Annotated in this window: 18 protein-coding genes; 10 read left to right on the plus strand and 8 right to left on the minus strand. The window is 67.2% G+C overall.

Annotated elements, in window-relative coordinates:
• Positions 1–37 precede the first annotated feature (37 nt).
• On the plus strand, positions 38–421 hold the full coding sequence (locus tag ACGFIO_RS01160; RefSeq protein ID WP_392820422.1) for a hypothetical protein: 384 nt from the start codon (positions 38–40) through the stop codon (positions 419–421).
• Here the strand turns inward: ACGFIO_RS01160 and ACGFIO_RS01165 are convergent.
• Together ACGFIO_RS01165 and ACGFIO_RS01170 are read right to left on the minus strand one after the other, a co-directional pair.
• Positions 342–1,598 carry an MFS transporter gene (locus ACGFIO_RS01165; RefSeq protein WP_392820425.1) on the minus strand — a complete coding sequence of 419 codons (1,257 nt, stop codon included), beginning with the start codon at positions 1,596–1,598 and terminating at the stop codon, positions 342–344. The genes ACGFIO_RS01160 and ACGFIO_RS01165 overlap by 80 nt on opposite strands.
• A complete protein-coding gene (locus tag ACGFIO_RS01170) occupies positions 1,586–2,050 on the minus strand; it encodes a MarR family winged helix-turn-helix transcriptional regulator (protein WP_392820427.1) in 465 nt (154 codons plus the stop codon). Before ACGFIO_RS01170 ends, ACGFIO_RS01165 begins: the two co-directional genes overlap by 13 nt.
• Before the next feature lie 90 nt (positions 2,051–2,140).
• Here ACGFIO_RS01170 and ACGFIO_RS01175 point away from each other — a divergent pair, with 90 nt between their 5' ends.
• Positions 2,141–2,719, plus strand: coding sequence for an NADPH-dependent FMN reductase (locus ACGFIO_RS01175; protein WP_392820430.1), 579 nt, complete (start codon positions 2,141–2,143; stop codon positions 2,717–2,719).
• Between the two features lie 128 nt (positions 2,720–2,847).
• Here ACGFIO_RS01175 and ACGFIO_RS01180 read toward each other — a convergent pair whose 3' ends face one another.
• Entirely contained in the window at positions 2,848–3,405 is a 558-nt protein-coding gene (locus tag ACGFIO_RS01180) for a TIGR03086 family metal-binding protein (RefSeq protein WP_392820432.1), read from the minus strand.
• Between the two features lie 168 nt (positions 3,406–3,573).
• Here ACGFIO_RS01180 and ACGFIO_RS01185 point away from each other — a divergent pair, with 168 nt between their 5' ends.
• Positions 3,574–4,254 carry an SGNH/GDSL hydrolase family protein gene (locus ACGFIO_RS01185; RefSeq protein ID WP_392820435.1) on the plus strand — a complete coding sequence of 227 codons (681 nt, stop codon included), beginning with the start codon at positions 3,574–3,576 and terminating at the stop codon, positions 4,252–4,254.
• Positions 4,255–4,301: 47 nt separating this feature from the next.
• Here ACGFIO_RS01185 and ACGFIO_RS01190 read toward each other — a convergent pair whose 3' ends face one another.
• The 4 genes from ACGFIO_RS01190 to ACGFIO_RS01205 all read right to left on the minus strand — a co-directional run bounded on the left by ACGFIO_RS01190 (position 4,302) and on the right by ACGFIO_RS01205 (position 7,267).
• Complete coding sequence (locus tag ACGFIO_RS01190; protein WP_392820437.1) at positions 4,302–4,991, minus strand: SDR family NAD(P)-dependent oxidoreductase; 690 nt, start codon at positions 4,989–4,991, stop codon at positions 4,302–4,304.
• A gap of 92 nt (positions 4,992–5,083) precedes the next feature.
• Positions 5,084–5,479: an ester cyclase gene (locus tag ACGFIO_RS01195; RefSeq protein ID WP_392820440.1), complete on the minus strand. Its 396-nt coding sequence runs from the start codon at positions 5,477–5,479 to the stop codon at positions 5,084–5,086.
• Positions 5,480–5,693: 214 nt separating this feature from the next.
• Positions 5,694–6,386 (minus strand): NADPH-dependent F420 reductase, encoded by a 693-nt coding sequence (locus tag ACGFIO_RS01200; RefSeq protein WP_392820443.1) that lies wholly within the window; start codon positions 6,384–6,386, stop codon positions 5,694–5,696.
• The gene (locus ACGFIO_RS01205) at positions 6,383–7,267 is read right to left on the minus strand and encodes a helix-turn-helix transcriptional regulator (protein ID WP_392820445.1); all 885 of its coding nucleotides are present in this window, start codon (positions 7,265–7,267) and stop codon (positions 6,383–6,385) included. Before ACGFIO_RS01205 ends, ACGFIO_RS01200 begins: the two co-directional genes overlap by 4 nt.
• Before the next feature lie 188 nt (positions 7,268–7,455).
• On the opposite strand from ACGFIO_RS01205, the gene ACGFIO_RS01210 reads away from it, so the two are divergent.
• Complete coding sequence (locus ACGFIO_RS01210) at positions 7,456–8,616, plus strand: MFS transporter (protein WP_392822523.1); 1,161 nt, start codon at positions 7,456–7,458, stop codon at positions 8,614–8,616.
• Positions 8,617–8,784: 168 nt separating this feature from the next.
• On the opposite strand, the gene ACGFIO_RS01215 is transcribed toward ACGFIO_RS01210, so the two are convergent.
• Positions 8,785–9,030, minus strand: coding sequence for a hypothetical protein (locus tag ACGFIO_RS01215; RefSeq protein WP_392820447.1), 246 nt, complete (start codon positions 9,028–9,030; stop codon positions 8,785–8,787).
• Between the two features lie 474 nt (positions 9,031–9,504).
• Here ACGFIO_RS01215 and ACGFIO_RS01220 point away from each other — a divergent pair, with 474 nt between their 5' ends.
• From ACGFIO_RS01220 to ACGFIO_RS01245, 6 genes are all read left to right on the plus strand, one after another.
• Positions 9,505–11,235, plus strand: coding sequence for a hypothetical protein (locus tag ACGFIO_RS01220; protein WP_392820450.1), 1,731 nt, complete (start codon positions 9,505–9,507; stop codon positions 11,233–11,235).
• The gene (locus ACGFIO_RS01225; protein WP_392820452.1) at positions 11,213–13,441 is read left to right on the plus strand and encodes a WD40 repeat domain-containing protein; all 2,229 of its coding nucleotides are present in this window, start codon (positions 11,213–11,215) and stop codon (positions 13,439–13,441) included. The genes ACGFIO_RS01220 and ACGFIO_RS01225 overlap by 23 nt, the downstream gene beginning before the upstream one ends.
• 57 nt (positions 13,442–13,498) lie before the next feature.
• Positions 13,499–14,869, plus strand: coding sequence for an alpha/beta fold hydrolase (locus ACGFIO_RS01230; protein ID WP_392820455.1), 1,371 nt, complete (start codon positions 13,499–13,501; stop codon positions 14,867–14,869).
• 595 nt (positions 14,870–15,464) lie between these two features.
• On the plus strand, positions 15,465–16,742 hold the full coding sequence (locus ACGFIO_RS01235) for a formylglycine-generating enzyme family protein (protein WP_392820458.1): 1,278 nt from the start codon (positions 15,465–15,467) through the stop codon (positions 16,740–16,742).
• 57 nt (positions 16,743–16,799) lie between these two features.
• Positions 16,800–17,249, plus strand: coding sequence for a pyridoxamine 5'-phosphate oxidase family protein (locus tag ACGFIO_RS01240; RefSeq protein WP_392820460.1), 450 nt, complete (start codon positions 16,800–16,802; stop codon positions 17,247–17,249).
• A gap of 162 nt (positions 17,250–17,411) precedes the next feature.
• The gene (locus ACGFIO_RS01245) at positions 17,412–18,233 is read left to right on the plus strand and encodes an L-histidine N(alpha)-methyltransferase (protein ID WP_392820463.1); all 822 of its coding nucleotides are present in this window, start codon (positions 17,412–17,414) and stop codon (positions 18,231–18,233) included.
• Positions 18,234–18,463: the final 230 nt, after the last annotated feature.

Genomic DNA, 18,463 nt, shown 5'->3' on the forward strand with positions numbered 1-18,463 from the left:
CGGTGATTCTCGCACCCACCCGATAACGTGCCTGGCCATGGCGTTCGCGTTTTCCAGTCTTCTCGTTCAGCTGCCACTGCTGGTGGTCCTGATCGCCGGTTTCGTCCTGATCAGCTCGCGCCGGGCCCGGCTCGGCGCCCGCAGCACCACCCTCGCGATGATCGGCCTGGCCCTGCTCACCGGCGAGCTGATCCTGAGCATGATCTGGACCATCTCGTTTCCCCAGCTGATCGCCTCGCTCGACCTCCAGCCGTCCGGTTTCGGGCTGATCAGCGCGGCCGTCAGCCTGATCCTGACGTCGCTGACCGCGGTCGGTCTCAGCCTGCTGATCGCGGCCCTGGTCAGCCGGCCGGCGGCGGATCCGGCGACCCCGCTCGCGGATCCGTACCCGCGGCAGCCTCCTCCGTATCCGGGTCACTGAGGCTCAGCCGGCGGGTGGCGATCCGCCAGCCCACCGCGTACGCCACCGTGATCAAACCGCAACCCACCAGGATCGCGCGCTCACTGACGTGATCGACCACCGCCGCCGCACCCAGCTGGCTCACGGCGATGGCCAGCGTCGCCAGCATCATGTCGGTGGCGAAGACCCGGCCGCGCAGCCGGTCCGGTACCTCGCCCTGCAGCGCGTAGTTGGAGAGCACCCAGTTGGTGCCGCCGGCGAAGTGCGCGACGAAGACCAGCACGAGCACCAGCCAGAACCAGTGGGTGAACGCGACACCGATGTAGCCGAGCCCGTACAGCGTCATCGACAGGGCCAGGCCCGGCAGCAGCCAGGAGCGTTTCCGCAGCACCTGACCCATGACCAGCGGGCCGACGAGGGCGCCGGCGCCGCGTACCGCGAAAAGCAGTCCGGCGCCGAGCGCGCCCACCCCGAACAGGCCCGCGAGCAGCGGAAAGACGGTCAGCACGCCGTTGCCCAGCCCGACCGCGGACTTGACCGTGACCAGCGCCCGGATCCGCGGCCGGGCGGCGACGTAGCGGAACGACTCGCCCAGCGCCGGGCGTTCGGACGACGTGCGCGGCGCCTGCAACGGCCGGCGGATCATCGAGGTGGCGAGCGCACCCAGCAGCAGGCAGAGCACTGTCACGCCAAAACTCACGTACGGCCCGAAAGCGCTGCTCACCACCCCGCCCAGCGACGCGCCGACGATGGTCATCGTGCCCCAGGCCGAGCCGGCGACGGCGTTGGCCGTGGCCAGGTCGGCCGGATCGACCACATTGGGCAGCGCGGCGGTGGCCGCCGGCGAGTAGAACGCCTTGGCCACCGCGACCAGACCGACCGCGACCAGCGCCAGCGGGGCGGTCGCGGCCGACCGGACCAGGAACAGCATCGACACGGCGACGATCGCGGCCAGGTTCGCGATCATCATGATCCGGCGGCGGTCGTAGCGGTCGGCGATGATTCCGGTGTACGGCAGGAGCAGCGCCGTGATGCCGGTGTCGGCCGCGAGCACCAGGGCGCCCCACACGCCGCTGCCGGTCAGCTCGGGCAGCAGCACCAGCAGCGGCACCATCACGAACCAGTCGGACCCGAAGACGACGAGCTCGGCGGCGAACAGCCGGCGAAAGTCGGGGTTGCGGAAGATCACGCCTTCCACCCCGGCCGGCCGACGGAGTCCGCGAGGCGGTCGATCTGCCGGGCCAGGTCACGCAGGCCCGCCTCGTCGAGCCCGGCGAAGACCAGCCGGCGTACCGCTGCCACGTGACCTGGGGCGGCCTCGCGGACGACCTCCCAGCCCTCTTCGGTGAGGACGGCGTTGGTGTAGCGGCCGTCATCCGGGTCGGGCCGGCGCCGCACCAGCCCGCGCCGCTCCAGCCGGGCCACCAGATGGGAGATGCGGGACAGTTCGGCGTTGGTGAGGAGGGCCAGATCGCTGAGCCGGGCCGTCCGCCCCGGCGCCTCGGACAGGCCCGCGACCACGTAGTACTCGAGCAGGCTCAACTGCGAGTCCTGCTGCAGCTGCCGGTCCAGCGCCTGCGGCAGCACCAGGAGTACGCCGTGCAGCGACCGCCAGACCCGCTGCTCCTCGGGAGTCAGCCAGGTCGCCATCCTCCGAGTGTAAGGAATCACATGAACATTCACGCGATTGTGTGCCACGCTCTCACATGAACGTTCACGTGATGACCCGAGGAGCCTCCCATGAAGATCGCCGTCATCGTTGGCAGCACCCGCCCCGGCCGCAATGGCAAAGCCGTCGCCGACTGGGTCCTGGCCCAGGCCGCCGGCCGCACCGGCGCCGACTACGAACTGGTCGACCTACTCGACTACCCCCTGCCGCACCTGGACGAGCCGGCCTCGGCCAAGCTCGGCGCCGCGCGCTACTCCCAGGAACACACCAAGGCCTGGGCGGCCAAGATCGCCGGGTACGACGGCTACGTCTTCGTCACCCCCGAGTACAACCACTCGACATCCGGCGTACTCAAGAACGCCATCGACTATTTGTACGACGAGTGGACCAACAAGGCCGCCGCGCTCGTCAGCTACGGCATGGTCGGCGGCGCACGCGCCATCGAACACCTGCGCGGCGTCCTGAGTGAACTGCAGGTGGCCCACGTCCAGCAGCAGCTGAGCTTCTCGATCTTCACCGACTTCGAGAACTACACGTCCTTCACCCCGAGCGAGATGCAGCGCAACTTCGCCGGGGTGATGTTCGGGCAGCTCGAGACCTGGGCGGCGGCCCTGCGCGACGTCCGCTCGGCCGTGCCCGCAGCCGCCTGATCGAACAGCGCGGCCCAGCACGACGGTGCACACACGGCGGCCTGATCAGACGGCGCGGCCAGCACGACGTCCGCGCGGCGGCCTGATCAGACAGCGCGGCCCAGCACGACGTCCGCGCGGCGGCCTGATCAGACAGCGCGGCCCAGCGCGGAGAGGAGTTGGACGGCGGGGTCGGTGCTGATGGTGGGCACCGGAGGGGCGACGATGCCCAGGCCGGCCATGCGCTCGGCGTTGGCCTGGGCATAGGTCAGGCCCCGGGCGACCGCGGCCGGGTCGAGCGACTCGGGCTGCCTGGTCGCCCGGGCCAGGTCCCACTCGTGGACGGTCAGGTCGAGGAGCATCTGTTCGGCGTACACGGTCAGGGGTGCTTCGCCGAAGGAGAACCGAGCCGTGCCGGACAGGTCGGCGCCCTTCCACGCCGCGAGGGATCGTGCCGCTGCCCGATCCCAGGCGCGCACCGGGTCGTCGCCCAGAACGTCACCGTCGTAACGGTCGCCCACCTGCTCCAAGCCCTCCCCGGCGAGCAGGTGTGGCACCCACAGGTGCTCGCCGACCAGGTGATTGACCAGTTCCCGGACCGTCCACTCGGTGCACGGCGTCGGATCGTCCCAGCGGGCGACCGCGTGCACCCGAGCACCGAACCGATCGATCGCGCCGGGCATCAGATCACGGACGGACTCGGGCATGACGGGCACGCTACCGCTCTTCCTCCCGAGGGTCAGCATCATCGTCGTGGAGTTCGGCCCGGATCCAGCGTGCACATCGCACCGGCCTGACAGCGCGCGGCGGGAATGCCAGGCCGGTACCAGTCCTCTGTGCGCTCCCTGCCAGCCAGGCCCATCAGGCTCGACGGCATGACGATCACCCTGCGGCCGGGCGCCACCGTGATGTTCACCGGCGACTCGATCACCGACCTGTGGCGGCCCGACGGCGAAGACCGGTACGGCTACCCGCTCCGGATCGCCGGCGAATGGAGCTTCCGGCACCCCGACCGGCCCATCACCTGGCTGAACACCGGACACGCCGGCGACAAGGTCAGGGACCTCGAGGCCCGCTGGCAGGCCGACGTGCTCGACGTACGCCCCGATCTGGTGTCGATCCTCGTCGGAGTCAACGACAACGGCTGGCACACCCTGGACCCGAATGGCCACGAGATCTCGGCCGACGAGTTCGCGGCGGGCTATGACCGCCTGCTCGCTCCCCTGGCCGGGGCCGGCACCGAGATCATCCTCATCGAGCCGTTCCTCCTGCCGATCCACGGCGTCATCGAAGCCGGTATCCACCGCGATGGCGAATCCGGCGCCATCCTCATCGACGACGACGTCCGCCGCGCCTGGCGCACCGGCCTGAACCCGAAGATCGCGGCCGTCCGCCGACTCGCCGCTGAGTACGGCGCACACCTGCTCGCCGCCGACGGCATGTTCGCCGGCCTCGCCACGAGAACCAGGCCGGAACACTGGTCCGAGGACGGGGTGCACCCGACACCGGCCGGCCACGCCGCACTCGCGGACGCCTGGCTACGCCTGGTGGCGTGACCCCACCTGTCTTTACGGGTGTCGCGGCGGGACCTGACCGGTCGGGACTACCAGGGAATGGCGCCGTCGTCATCCTGCAGAGTCGCGGTCGGGCCCTCGGGACCCAGCGTGGCCAATCTGACGACGACCTTCGCGCTCTCTTCGGCCGGACGACCTTCGATCCGCAGGGATGCCGTCATGCCGGTCGCGGTCGTGCCCGGCTCCACAGCGTTGAACTTGATACCGGGATATGCCTTCGCGTACTGGACGGTGAGCATGGTGATCGCCGACTTGGATGCCGAATAGAGTGGGAGAAAAAGACCATATTCGGGGCGGCTCGGATTGGTCACCGCCCAGAACGATCCAGCACTGCTGGAAACGGTCACGACAACAGGACTGCTCGACTCACGCAACAGGGGAAGTGCCGCTTCGGTGACGCGCACCCATCCGATTGCGTTGGTGTCGAATACCTTCAAGGCAGTCGGGCCGTCGATGACGCCGCCGCCATGGATTCCGGCATTGTTCACCAGCACGTCCAGCCGGCCCTCGGTCGAACCGACATGGGTGATGGCACGTTGAACGGAAGCGTCATCGGTAACATCGAGGGGGATGAAGCGTGCGCCGACCGTCGCTTCGGCGCGTAGTCCTTGTTTCGTGTCCCGATCGCCGATGAAGACGGTGTGGCCCAATGCGACAAGCTGCTTGGCGGTTTCAAGGCCGATGCCATTCGCGCCGCCGGTTATCAATGTGACAGGCATAGCTCTTCCCGAATCAAAGATCGGATGTTGGGACCGTGGGACGGATCCGGTCGGCGGAGGGCGGGAGCCCGCCCTCGCCGGCTCGTCGGCGGTCAGGCAGCCAGCTGCCGCTTCATCGTGGTCGCGTCGTGCAGCGCGGCCATGTGCACGAACCGCCCGTCCCTGACCTGATAGATCGCGTACTCCGTGATCTCGAAAGATCTTCCGGTGGCGGGCACCCCGAGCCACTCCTTCGCGGGAGTGCCGGTGTTGGTCAGGCGAGCGGCGAGGCGATCGCCGTCGAAAAGCAGCTCATGAAGCTCCCAATGGAGGTCGGGAACGGCATCGACATCGGCCTTCTGCACCGCCAGCAGGTCGTCCCTCGTCGCCGGCTCGCCGTTCAGCGTGGTGGTGTCGTTGATGAATTCGTCCATGCCGTCGAATTCATGGGCGTTGAGCGCCGCGATGTAGCGCTCGTACCAGGCGCGCACAAATTCTGTGTCGGTCATGATCTTCCCTTTCCTATGGCCTGTTGGGGCTGGTGATCGGCCCACAAACAACGCTACGACGGGCCCTTCGCCTCAACCAGGGCCCCAAGGAACAGGGGGATTGAAAGGACCACCGTCGCGGCGGCACGAGTATTCGCCAACTCATGGGCGGTGCGGCCAGGCGCTGCGATGACCGACGCGCGCTCAGCGGTCCGGTCTGGCCAATCGACTGCGATTACCGGCGGAAACGCGTTGCCCGTTTCAGGTTGAGGATCAACTCTTCGCGACTTTGTCCGTCGACGATGAACTGCCACATCGGCGTGCCCGCAGCGCTGCGCCAGGACTCACTGAGAGGACTGTTGTCGACCGTGTCGTACCCGAATTGGTCATAGAGATCGGTGACGAGGTCGACCGCATCCAGGTGGTTGCTGGAGACCACCAGCGCTCGCCGGTCCGTGGCTCCGGCCGGCCGGGCCAGACGGAAGAGGCCGGGCAAGGCGTCATCGGGAGTGTCCGGCCGGAGCGGCGGGTGATGCTGCACGTGCGAGAAAGCCTTGGCAATCTTGGAGGTTGGCAGCTGCTCCTGACGCAACTCATGAACGGTCTTGCGCCCAGAGCTCACCTCGGGATAAATGCCGTCGCGGGCCGCCATGTAGTTGTTGGTGTCGAGAACGACCTTGCCCGCCAGCTCATCGACCGGGAGGCGGTCCTGTGGGGTATAGCGGAAGGCGATGATCGCGAATGCGGCTCTCTCGGCGGCCTCGGCCGGGGACGCGCCCCGGGCGCGCGGACCCAGCTCGTGGAGGAAACCGGCCAGGGTCTCCGGTCCTCGCGAGTTGGCGATGACGACGTCATAGCCGTTCATGACCGACGCGCGGGCCAGCGTACGTCCGACCTGACCGGCACCCAGGATTCCGATGGTCGTCAACGGTGGTTTTCCGACCGGGGAGTCTCATGCGGCTGGAATCGCCGCTGCGGTTGCCGGGTCGGCAGACCGGCCGAGGCCAGGATCGACAGCTTCTCGGCGTCAGGGGATCCCGCATCCGCGTGGTAGATCACCAGCCACTGCCCGTCCGTACCGCTGATCGCCAGCCGTTCCCGGTTCAGCACCAGCTCGCCGAGCTCCGGATGGTTGAACCGAATCGGTGTGCCGTACTGCGCGCGCACCTCGTGCCGTGCCCAGAGCTGTCGGAACGTCACGCTCGCCAGCGACAGCTCACCGGTGAGCTCGATGAACCGTGGGTCCTCGATGTCGGCTCCGACAGCCTGGTGAAGGTTGGCGACAAAGCACTCCGTCATCGCCTCCCACTCGGGATACAGAGTCTGCTGCGCCGGGTCCAGGAAGAAGTCCCGAAGCTGGTTTCCGCCGACATCGAGCCCGGGCGAAAGGGCCCGGGCCAGATTGTTGGTGGCCAGGATGTCGAAGTAGCGGCCCTCGATGAAGGCGGGCTGCACGAGGGAGTTCAGCAACCCGAGCGCCCCGTTCGGCACCGTCTCCTCGCGAGGACGGATCCGGCGGTGCTTCCGCGGCGCGTCCACGGCCAGGGAGAGCAGATGAGCCATGTGCTCGTCGTTGAGGCAGAGAACCCGTCCGATCGACGTGAGCACCTGCGGCGACGGGTTGCGGTCGCGGCCTCGCTCCAAGCGCAGGTAGTAATCAGCGCTGATGCCGGCAAGCATCGCGACTTCCTCCCGGCGCAGCCCCGGCACACGTCGTACGCCGTTGTCGGGAATGCCGGCTTGCCGCGGCGTTACGAGCGCCCGCCGAGCACTCAAGAACGTACCGAGGGCATTCGATTTCTCACTCACCCATCCACCCTAGGACGGCGCCGGCCGATTTGCCGGGGTCCTGTCAGACCCCCGTTTGATCGGGGCTCTGGCCGGCCCGGCGAGCCGTTCCTAGCGTCGTCGGAAAGTGCTCGGGGCGTCGCACGTCCATCGGGCATCGGCAGTGACGGAAGGACACAACTTTGACTGCCACGTCCCCGTCGACCGAGGTGCCTACGGTCGAGCGAACGACGCCCGCGTGGGGTGCGGTCGTCTCCCTGAGCCTGGGCGTCTTCGCCATCGTGATGTCGGAGTTCCTGCCGGCCAGCCTGCTGCCGCGCATCGCCGACGACCTCGGTGTCTCGGACGGCGCGGCCGGCCAAGCCGTCAGCGTGACCGCCTTCGCCGCGGCCCTCTCGGCGCTGTTGATATCGGTGGTGGTATCACGCGCCGATCGGCGGCGCGTCATGATCGGCCTGACTCTCCTCGCGATCATCTCCAACCTGATCGTGTCCGTGGCGCCAAGCCTCTACACCGTCCTGCCCGCGCGCCTCCTGCTCGGTGTCGCACTCGGCGGATTCTGGGCGATGGCCACCGCGATGGCTGCGCACCTGGTGCCGGCCGGCCACGTGGGCCGAGCACTAACAGTGATCAACTCGGGCGTGGCCGCGGCCACGGTCGCCGCCGTGCCCCTCGGCGCCTGGCTCGGCGACGTCTGGGGCTGGCGCGGCGTCTTCGTACTCGGTGCCGGTGTCGCCGCGCTCGCTCTGGCCGTGCAGGTCGCCACGTTGCCGGTCGTCAAGCCCACCGCCGTGAGCGGACTCCACGCGCTCGGATCCGTCATTCGCTCCGGGATCGTCGTGGGTGGGTCGCTCGCGATCCTGCTCATCTTCAGCGGACACTTCAGCGGCTTCACCTACATTCGCGACGCCGCGCAAGGTATGTCCGGAATCAGCGGTGGCGGGTTTGCCGTACTACTCCTCGTCTTCGGCCTCGCCAATTTCGTCGGCACCGCTGCCAGCGGCCCGCTCGCGGACCGGGTGCCGCGGGCCGGAGTCTTGCTCTTCCCGGCCGTTCTGGGTGCCGGAATGATCGTCATGTACGTCACCGGCAGGTCCGTCACCGGGCTCTTCATCGCGGCCGTGATCTGGGGATTCGGTTTCGGTGGAGTGCCGACCACGGTGCTGAGCTGGGGCGCCAGGACCGAGCCCGATCGACTCGAGCAAATCGGCGGCGTCATCGTGACGGTGTGCAATATCGCTGTGGCGACCGGGGCTGTCCTCGGCGGTTTTCTGGTGGACCGAGTGGCGACTGATCTGCCACTCCTGGTCGGTGGCACAGCGTCGATCGCCGGCGCCCTCGTCCTCACCGTCCTGCGCCAACGCCAGTGACGTGGGGTCCTCACTGTGCCCCGCCCACTCATACACCCACAAAGTAGGCATGGCCCCGAGTGCGGCATCCGAGGCGCCGGCCACGCGAAGCGCCGATCTGGAAACGGGGGCGTCGCCAAGATCCGCTCAGCGTTCCATCACGGCGTTTGGCGGTGTGCCCTCCGGCGCTTACAGCTGATGGCCTTGGATGAAGGAGACGAGTTCACCCACGGTCCGGAATCTGGAAACGTCGTCCACGTCGATCGGAACACCGAAGCGACTGGCGACGTGGCCCATCAAGGCACCAACCTGATCAGCGCGCACTTCCAGGGCGGAGATCTCCTTGTCGAGGCGCAGGCCAGAGCTCCCCGCAGGCAGCACCTCACGCACGATCTCGCCGAGGCCTCGCAGGATCTCGTACTGACTGAAAGCCACGCGCATCTCCCAGCGCTCGGAAACCGATTCACCGTTCGCACCGCTTGTCGCTCGACGAGCTGTCGCACGAACATATCGCGTGCCGGCTGGTCAACCCGATAGAGTGTACGCACGAGATCCATAACGGTAGAACTCAGTTGCGACTACCAGCGATCGCGGGTTGCCGTCGGCGGATACGGCAGGTGAGGCGCGACGCGGGCAAATTCATCGCGACCTCGCATCGGCTGGGTGGCTTGGAGCTCAGGAATGCGTTCTAGCGTCTTCTCGGTCGGTATCGATTACGCAGGGACTGGCCATCGCGAGCTGCCGTCCGCCGTCGATGACGCACGGCGACTGGAGCTGTTCCTGACGCGGTGGGGATTCGTCGCCCGGTTGGAATGCGGTGCCCTATCTGGCAGGACTTCTCGTGACATCACTGAGGCGCTTGAGGCCTGGGCGGACGATATAAGGGCGGCGCGGAGGTACAGAGGGGCCGTGTTGTATCTGGCGGGCCACGGTCGCCTCCATAACGGCCGTCATTACGTCTTGGCCGCCTCCAGCCCGCTTGAGCCGCCATACTTCGGCAGCAAAGCAGTCGACTCGGACGATCTGGTGCAGGCCGTCCTGAACAGTGGTGTCACCACCGCACTGATACTGCTGGACGCCTGCTACTCCGGATTCGCCGCCGGTGAGATTCAAACAGCGCTCGAGAGGGCCGCTGCGTCGCAAGGCGGCGCTGGGATGGATCTGGCAGTCCTGGTGCCTTCCTTGCACCACCAGAAGTCCTACAGCGGACTATTCGTTGAAGCCATGTTGGATGCCCTCGAAAGCGGATCGTTGTCGGGGCATTGGAAGGACGGCGACGAATTCGTCACCCTGTTCGAGCTGCGTCAGGAATTGCGGGACCGGCTGCGCGACGAACAGTGCGCCTACGTGGCCGGCCGTGACGGCATCAAAATCCTGCCTAATCCTCGGTACCGGGCAAGTATCACGCAGGACATCCTCTCCGGAGTGCCGCTGCTAGGCGATCTACCGGAGGTCGAACGGCTGCACTTCGTCCGCAAGGCGGCAAGTGCCGGGGAAGACGGGCGAGGCTGGTTCTTCATCGGACGGCGGGCCGCTGCGCGGGACACTGTCGACTGGCTGAGGGACGCGCAGGGCGGCGTCCTGGTGGTGACCGGGGCGCCGGGCAGCGGTAAGTCGGCATTCCTCGGGCGCATGGCCGTATTGGCCGATCCCGCCTCGCAGCCCTCATGTCGAACTCTGGGGTTGTTCGACGACGACACCGAGCCGTGCCCGCCGGTCGGGTGTTTCGACGCCGTAGTGCAGTTGAAGAGTCGGCGAACCGAGGACGCGGCTTACCAGATAGCCAACCAGCTCGGCATAGATCTGGATGAGTCGACCAATGTCCCGCGGGATCTAGTCTCGGCCCTGCGGCTGTCGGGCCGACGCGTGACGGTCCTCGCGGACTCGTTGGACGAGGCGGAACCGGGTGAGGAGGTCTTCATCGCCCGTGACGTCCTGCGCGCCATCGCCAACTCGCCTGGCTGCCGTGTCATTGTGGGGACACGACGTGACAAAGACGGCACGAGCGGTGACCCGAACCGATCTAGTCCGTTGATCAAATCCTTGAGTTCTCGGAGCCTGCCGGTGTCAGTCATAGACCTCGATCAGGATGCGACCGCCGACGACGACATCGAGAAGTACATCGATAAGCGGCTCGCCCAGGAGCCGCGTTGGGCGACTGCGCCAGGCCGCACTGCGGTCGCGGCAGGGGTGACCGCGAAGGCCGGCGGAAACTTCCTGTTCGCGCGATTCGCCGTTCGGGCGCTGGCTGGGCTGGACGAGACGTGGTTCGACGAGCCGGACTGGGAACGCCGCCTGCCAGCGTTGGTCGGGCAAGCGGGTCTACACGAGGCACTTTCGCTAGATCTTGATCGGTTCGAGAATGCAGGTGCCGTCCGGGACGCACTGCTTCCGCTAGCCTACGCCCGAGGAAAGGGCCTACCTCGGCGCGGGATCTGGCCGCGTCTAGCCACGGCACTGGCGAACGACGGATCCGGCCGGGTGTTCAACGCAGCCGACATCTCCGGCGTAATCCGTGACGCCGGGTGGTATCTGGCGGAGGGTTCCGAGGATGGCCAGTCCGTGTATCGGCTATACCACCAGTCCATCGGCGACTATCTGAGAGCGGACGGCGGCTATGAGCGGCGACGCCGACAATGAGGCCCGCATCGTCGATCAGCTCCTCGCTGAAGCTGCCGCCGAGGGCTGGTACCGCGTGAACCCATATGTGACCCGCTACCTGGCACTGCACGCTGCCGCAGCCGGCAAGTTGCCGGTCATCGCCGGTGACCCCGACTACCTCGTCGCCGCCGACCCCGCAATCCTGACTGGTGCGCTGGGCACCGGTCTCGACCCAGCGCTGCCCGAACTCGCACGGATCTATCTGCGGCGCGCCCACTCCATGCGCAGCGCACCGGTTACCGAGCGCATGGCGGTGCTGAGACTGGCCGCACTCGAGGCCGGCGAGGACGCGGATTTCCACCGACCTGAGAGCGGACGCTGGTGGCCCGAATGGGTGCAGCAGCCGCTGATCCCGTTCCACCGGGTGCTGGAGGGACACACCGGCGGCATCAACGCTGTCGCGCACGCGACTCTGTCCGGCGGCCCGGTCGCGGTCACCGGGGGTGAGGACGGCACGGTCCGCGTATGGGACCTGGTCAGTGGGGCCACGATTCGGCTGATCGAAGCGCACGACGGTTCCGTGCAGGCCGTCACCTGCATCGCGGACGACGGCAATACCTTGCTTGTGACCGTCGGTGACGACGCCGCAGTGAAAGTCTGGGACCTAGCCACCGGCACGGCGCTGCAGGTTCTGGGCGGCCATGAGGGTTGGGTGGGGGCGGTTGCCGCGACTCGTCTGGACGGCAACCTGATGGTCGTCAGTGGAGGTTTCGACCGGACGGTCCGGATGTGGGACGCCACTGCAGGTTCCCTGGTAGAGACATTCCGCGGACACGAGGGCACCGTGCGAGCGCTGGACGTGGCGCACGCCGGTGCCGATGTGGTGGCGGTGTCGGGTAGCTCGGACGCAACGGTCCGCACGTGGGACCTGCGTGGCGGCGCAGCCGGCGGCATTCTGGGCAGGCACAACGGATGGGTCCTGGCGGTCGCGGTGGGCGTGGTCGGCGGGCAGGCGACTGCGGTGACCACCGGGGACGACCGGATGGTGCGGGTGTGGAACCTGGAAAGCCAAGAAGAGCGGCACCGCCTCGCCGGGCACGCGGCATGGGGTCGGTCCGCGGTCCTGCTCGTCGACTCCGCGCTTGCCCTGACCGGCGGCGCGGACCGCAAAGTCTGCCTCTGGGACGTCGAGCGAGGACTCCTGCTGCAGGCGATTGGCGGCCACTCTGCGGATGTAACCGGAGTGGCCGTCACCCGGCTGGAGGACGAGGTCGTGGCGATGTCGGCCTCGGACGACTCGACCGTGCGATTGTGGAGCATCGCCGCGGTCGGCGACGTCGACGAGGTACATCACAGCGGCTGGGTGCTGGGTGTGGCCGTGACCGGGGCGCTGGGGACGCGTGTGGCCGTTAGCGGCGGAACTGACCGTACCTTGCGGGTCTGGCGCCTCGCCGACGGCCGTCACCTGCGGACGTTGACCGGCCACACGGGATGGATCGGTCGGGTGACCACGAGCACCGAGGACGGCGCCGGCGTAGTGGTGTCGGTCGGCGCCTTCGGCGAAGCCGTCGTCTGGGACGTCGGCGACGGGCGGATGATCAAGAGGGTCGTTAAGGCACCCAGCTCGCTGTTGGACGTAGCGACGGTCCGCGTGGGCCCCGCCACGGTGGTCTTGACCGCCGGTGACGACGGATACCTAAGGGCATGGGACATAGAAACCGAACGTGACGTGCTGGCAGTACGCAGTCATGACGGAGGCGTGCGCGCAGTCGCCGGCCGCTCATCCGGGGAGCGCAGCATCGCGGTGTCGGGCGGCACCGATGGCGCCCTGCGGGTCTGGGACCTGGTTACGGGGCAACTCGCGGCGACTCTGCCGGGACACACCGGCTGGGTCCGGGAGGTCGCCTTCCTCGACGGAATTGACCGTGTGGTGTCGGCCGGCGACGACCACACGCTGAGGGTGTGGGATCTGCGCACAGGATCGTCCACGGTCCTGCGAGGCCACCGCGACGCCGTCCTCACGGTGGTGGGCGGCATGGTTAACGGTCAGCCCCACGCGGTGAGCGCAAGCGCGGACGGCACCGTAAGGGTGTGGGATGTCTCGACCGGCAACAGCTTTGGCATCCCGCTCGGCGGTTGCTATGGGTTGGCTTTCGAAGCGACGACGATCGTCGCCGCCACCCACCTCGGCGTGTTCGGTATCAGCCTCCACCGGGACGACACAACGTCCACCAGCGGGCCGTAACCGGGAGCGGAGCGCCGGAAACAGGTAGACGGCACAATCCAGCGGATCGGAGATCCAGTGTCCACCGTCACCCACGGCGACATCGTGGTGGTCATCCCGGGAATTCTCGGGTCGGTGCTGTACCGCGGCACCGACCAGGTGTGGGGATATCGCCAAATCGTCACCAACCTGCACCGGCTGCCACAACGCCTGACGCGGGACCTGGCGCTGCCGGCCGACGCCTTCGAACAGCCCGCCGAGGAGGGTTACGACGATGGGGTACGTGCGACCGGCGTGCTTCGCACCCAGGCGATCGTCCCCGGCTTCTGGGCCGTCGACGGCTACGACGTACTGCTGGACAGGCTGCGCCGCCGATTCCCATCCGACAGAGATGGCATCGTAGAGTTCCCGTACGACTGGCGGCAGTCGAACGAGTACACCGCCCGGCGACTCGCCGCCTTCGTTGAACCGCTGATCGAGCGGCGACGGCGTGAGTATCCGCAGGCGAAATTGATCCTGGTCGGGCACTCTATGGGCGGCCTTGTCGCCAGGTACTTCGCGGAGTGCCTCGACGAGGAGGGCGTCGTCCGCCGCATCGTCACGATCGGAACGCCTTACTCGGGCGCCTTGAAGGCGTTGGCCGTGTCGGCGAACGGCTACGTCCGTTTAGGACCGGTACGCATTGATCTGGCCGAACTGGTGCGCTCGCTGCCGTCGGTGGCCGAGTTGCTACCTGTCTACGGGTGCTTGGACTCCGCGGCTGGCGCACCGCAGACGATCTTTGACGGCATGCCCGTACCGGGACTGACGAAGCAGGCCGTCGAGCGGGCGCGCCGGTTCCACAGGGGGATGGACGCCGCCGTGGCGGCGGCCGGACGACGACACCGCTACCACGCGCTGGTGAGCCACCGACAGCCGACCGACGTCGGCGCCTTCCTGTCCGCGACGGGCGAAGTGCAGGCAAGGCGGTCGACCGATCCGGATTTCGGCGGTGACGGGACTGTGCCAAGGTGCTCGGCGACGCCACCGGAATGGACCGACGACGCCAACGCCGTTTTCATCGGCGGTCGGCACGCGAGTCTGCAGCGTCAGAACGAATCCCTGGTGCAGCTGTACGGGATCCTCACCGCTCGTCCCCGCCACGCCCAGGCGGTCGCCGACGAGATCGCGGTGGACGCCGAGGCTTACACGGTCGTCGGTACCGACTGGGTGGTGCGGGCACACTGCGTGACCGGCCTGGACAACTTGGCGTTGGCGGTGAGCGTCGTCGATCCCGCCGAACCGGGCCCCCCGTTCACTGTGCCGTTGACGCCCACAGGTGCCGGCGGGTACCAGAGCAGCGTCGTCCTGACCAGACCGGGCCTGTTCCGGTGGACCGTGCATTCGATCGCGGCGGCCGCAACGCCGATCGATCCGGTCTCGGACCTGCTGCTCTGTCTCGAAGCATGATTCGCCTCGAGACCGACAGGCCGATGCCCACGACCGGCCTCGTGCGGACTCTTCGCGCGCCGACCACCGGAGTCCGTAACGATACGGGCAGGCCGCGTCGCCCACGCCGGGCGGCCGACGGTGCAGCGGTCCGTTCGCCGATGAAGGCCATGATGGAGAATCTGTCGAGCCGTAGGCAGACTGGCTCGGACATTCAGACTATTTACGTTGCGTACGGGACGTCATACTCTCAGCACGTTCAACCGACACATCACGTAGTACTGCCAGTACAGCGTCCCCCGGTCAGCGGAGGTGCTCTCAGATGGTCGACAGAGATAACGGCGTGCCGCTCGACGAGGCCCGAGAAGCACAAGCGGCGAGCGGACGAGCTTCCCGGATTGGTGTACTCCGTAGACGACTTGAGATTGAGCGGTTGCTCGAGACACGGGATGCCTCCGACGACCGCAGCAAGTGGTAGGCGGTCGGACCTCCACTTCTATTGCCGACTGTTACGCGCCGACTGAGCCTGCACCGCACGAGCGGAAAGTTTCAGATCTTGGAGCCTGAGCCCACGCGGATCGATTGCTCGTCGTACTGGTCAGGCGTTAACGCGGTCGTGGCCGACGCCGAGGACGTGGCTCGGCGCGGCTCACCAGGAGCGGACGAGAGCCTCACCCAGCTAGCGTTGTCCAGCCCGCAATGGCCGATCCGAGCGGCGTGTCTGCGCCTACTGGCTGAACACTTCCTCTCAGAGCCGCAGACGCCGCGATCCATCGCCGCTGGCATCCACGATCCAGTGGACTGGGTCGCCTTCACCAGCATCCAACTCGTCCAGCAACACCGGTTGTGGATCGCCGTCGAGGAGTTGGTGCGGGTCTCAGGATGGCCGAGCAGATTCATGCGGCCCGGCTATCTCCGCAAGCCCGTCGGATGCGGGGCCGCGTTCGCGAAACGGGCGCTGATCCACATCTTCGGCACCGTGGATCCAGCCGAGTTACGTAGACGCGAGGACGACTACATCGAATCGCTGCTGGCCAACGTCCGGACGGCGCCAGCTCCCGCGTCCCGCGACCGGCATCGCGACGTCCTGCTAATTCCTGGCGGGACGTTCGCCGCCGGCGCGCCGGGCGTCGGGGGCAACCCGTTTAATCTCGACGACACAGACAACCCCGCCCGGTCGGTGCACCTCGACCCGTACTACGTCGATCGGAAGGCCGTCACGAACGAGAGATACCGCAATTTTCTGCGGGACGTGGACGGCAGTACTGCCTTCGATCATCCCGAGCAGACCGCCCGAACAGATCACGAACCCTCGCATTGGCACGACCTGCGCTTCAGCGCGCCAGACCTGCCCGTCGTCGGGGTTGATTGGTACGATGCCTGGGCTTTCGCCCAATGGGCCGGAGGCTCTCTGCCGTCGGAGGACCAGTGGGAGAAGGCGGCACGGGGCAACGACGGCAGGACCTATCCGTGGGGAAATGAATACGATCCTGATCGTGTGAACGACGTGGCCCGCGCGTTCGGTCGGCAGCCTGCCGACATCGACGAATGGGAGGAGCTACTCGTGAACGCCTCCGCATCCGATTTCCCACCCGCCCCGGTGGTGGCCGTCGATGCCCTTCCCGCTGGGGCTAGCCCTCTGGGCGCGCTGCAGATGTCCGGCAATGTCTGGGAGATAACCCGAACCAACTACTTCTCCCGCGAGGACATGGACCCATTCTTCCGCGCCCGCTCGCCGCGAGAATTCATGCATCGGCGTGACGCGTTCCATGTGATAAGAGGCGGGGCATGGACGTCGCCGGCGCCGTGCCTCGCCACCCACTACCGCGGTCGGGACCTCATCACCGACCGTCACAGCGAGATCGGGTTCCGCTGTATGTATCCGGTGCTCTGAACTGGTGCCGGCGATGAAGTACTCGGTGTCGCAGACGGATGGAAAGGTAACTGGAGAATGACGGAAGCACCCCGCCCCGCCGTGGTCCGCAAGAAAGACGCCCTGCACCGGTTGGAGAACGACCAAGACCTGTGGGCCGCCACCGCCTCGCGGGACGGTGTTCCCACACTGGTCCCGCTCTCCTTTCATTGGGACGGATCGACCCTGCTGGTGGCGACGATCCCTTCAAACCCCACTGGGCGCAACATCCTCGACACCGGGGTCATCAAGGTGGCCCTGGGACATACCCGCGACGTCGTGCTGATCGACGGTGCCGCGCGAATCCTCGACAACGCGGATGTTGGGGCGGACCGGACGTCCGCGTATGAGACGAAGAATAAGTGGAACCCCGCGGAGTCGTCGACCTACCGATTCTTCCTTATCACGCCCGCTTCGATCGAGTCGTGGCGTGAGCTCAACGAACATGGCGACCGTGCGCTTATGCGCGACGGCACCTGGCTGGTCTAGCGGCGCCACGATGGACACGCGAATCCGAACGCCCCACGCCGGCCCATGGCACAGGGGCCGGCCATAGCCTGGTTCGAGCGGGGTAGCGACGAGAGCACGCTCGTGCGAGGGATGGCCGCGGGGCGTGTCCCCGGTCGGCTTGCCTTCGCCGGTAGCGCCGCGATGAAGCAGCTGCGCTTCGCCGAGGACTTTCCAGAGGAGTACGAGGACGGCCGGGCGGACATCGAGGTCGAGGCAGTAACCAAGATGATCGACGGTGGGTTCGACGCTCGGCAGTTGTGTGACATCGGCCCGAGCAACGGCGTCCACACTGCACAGCTGCTCGAGCGATTGCAGCGGCGGGCAGCTCTGCCGGTCAGATATTTGGGTCTCGACTTCAGCGACACCCTGATGCGAGGTGCCCGACGCCGATTGACCGATCTCCTGCCGACGGACCATACCTTCCGACGATGGGATATGGAGACTGGCGCGACCGCCGTCATCAAGCGTTGGCGCAGCGGTCGCAATCCTGTGCTGATCTGCCTGTTCGGTAACACACTGGGCAACGTCCTCGATGAGGCCGCGACACTGCGCAACATCCACCTAAGCAGCCACCCGGGCGATCGCCTCGCCGTCGGCGTCTACCTGGCTTCCGAGCACTGCATCGACGCAGCTTCGCAGTACTACACACAACGCGCCATCCTCGACATGGCCACAGAGCCGCTGCGCGCCGCAGGACTGAACGAATCGACGGTCCGGGTCGACGTGCGTCGCACCGGGAACCGGATCACGTTCACCGGCACGCTGCTAAAACCCTTCTCCCGGGCCGGTATCCGGCTGGACGCCGGACACTGCTTTGAGTGCTTCACTTCGGCACGCTACGAGGAGGGCCGTGTGCGAGCGCTCCTGGATCATTCTGGCTGGCGATGCCTGCCAGATTGGTCCTCCCACAACGACGAGTACCTCGTCGCGGTGGCTGAGCGCATGCCGACCACGCCGTCCTAAGGCCGGAACGCCCTCCACACCGGAAACGCGGGCGGACAAAAGGACTCGACTGGCCGGTGGCGGCGTGGTGCTGGTGCACGGCGGCGCTGCGGCGGGGAACCCGCGCCCTCTATGGGCCGATGAGCTGCCTGCGGTCGGAGTACGGACTTCTCGTGCCGGTGTCCGGCCGGACGCTGCCCCAAAATTCGGGCGAGCCGCCCGGCGTCGGCGATCGCAGGCGGGTCGTCCAG

The sequence above is a fragment of the Actinoplanes sp. NPDC049265 genome (assembly GCF_043197135.1).
In the GTDB taxonomy this organism is placed as follows: domain Bacteria; phylum Actinomycetota; class Actinomycetes; order Mycobacteriales; family Micromonosporaceae; genus Actinoplanes.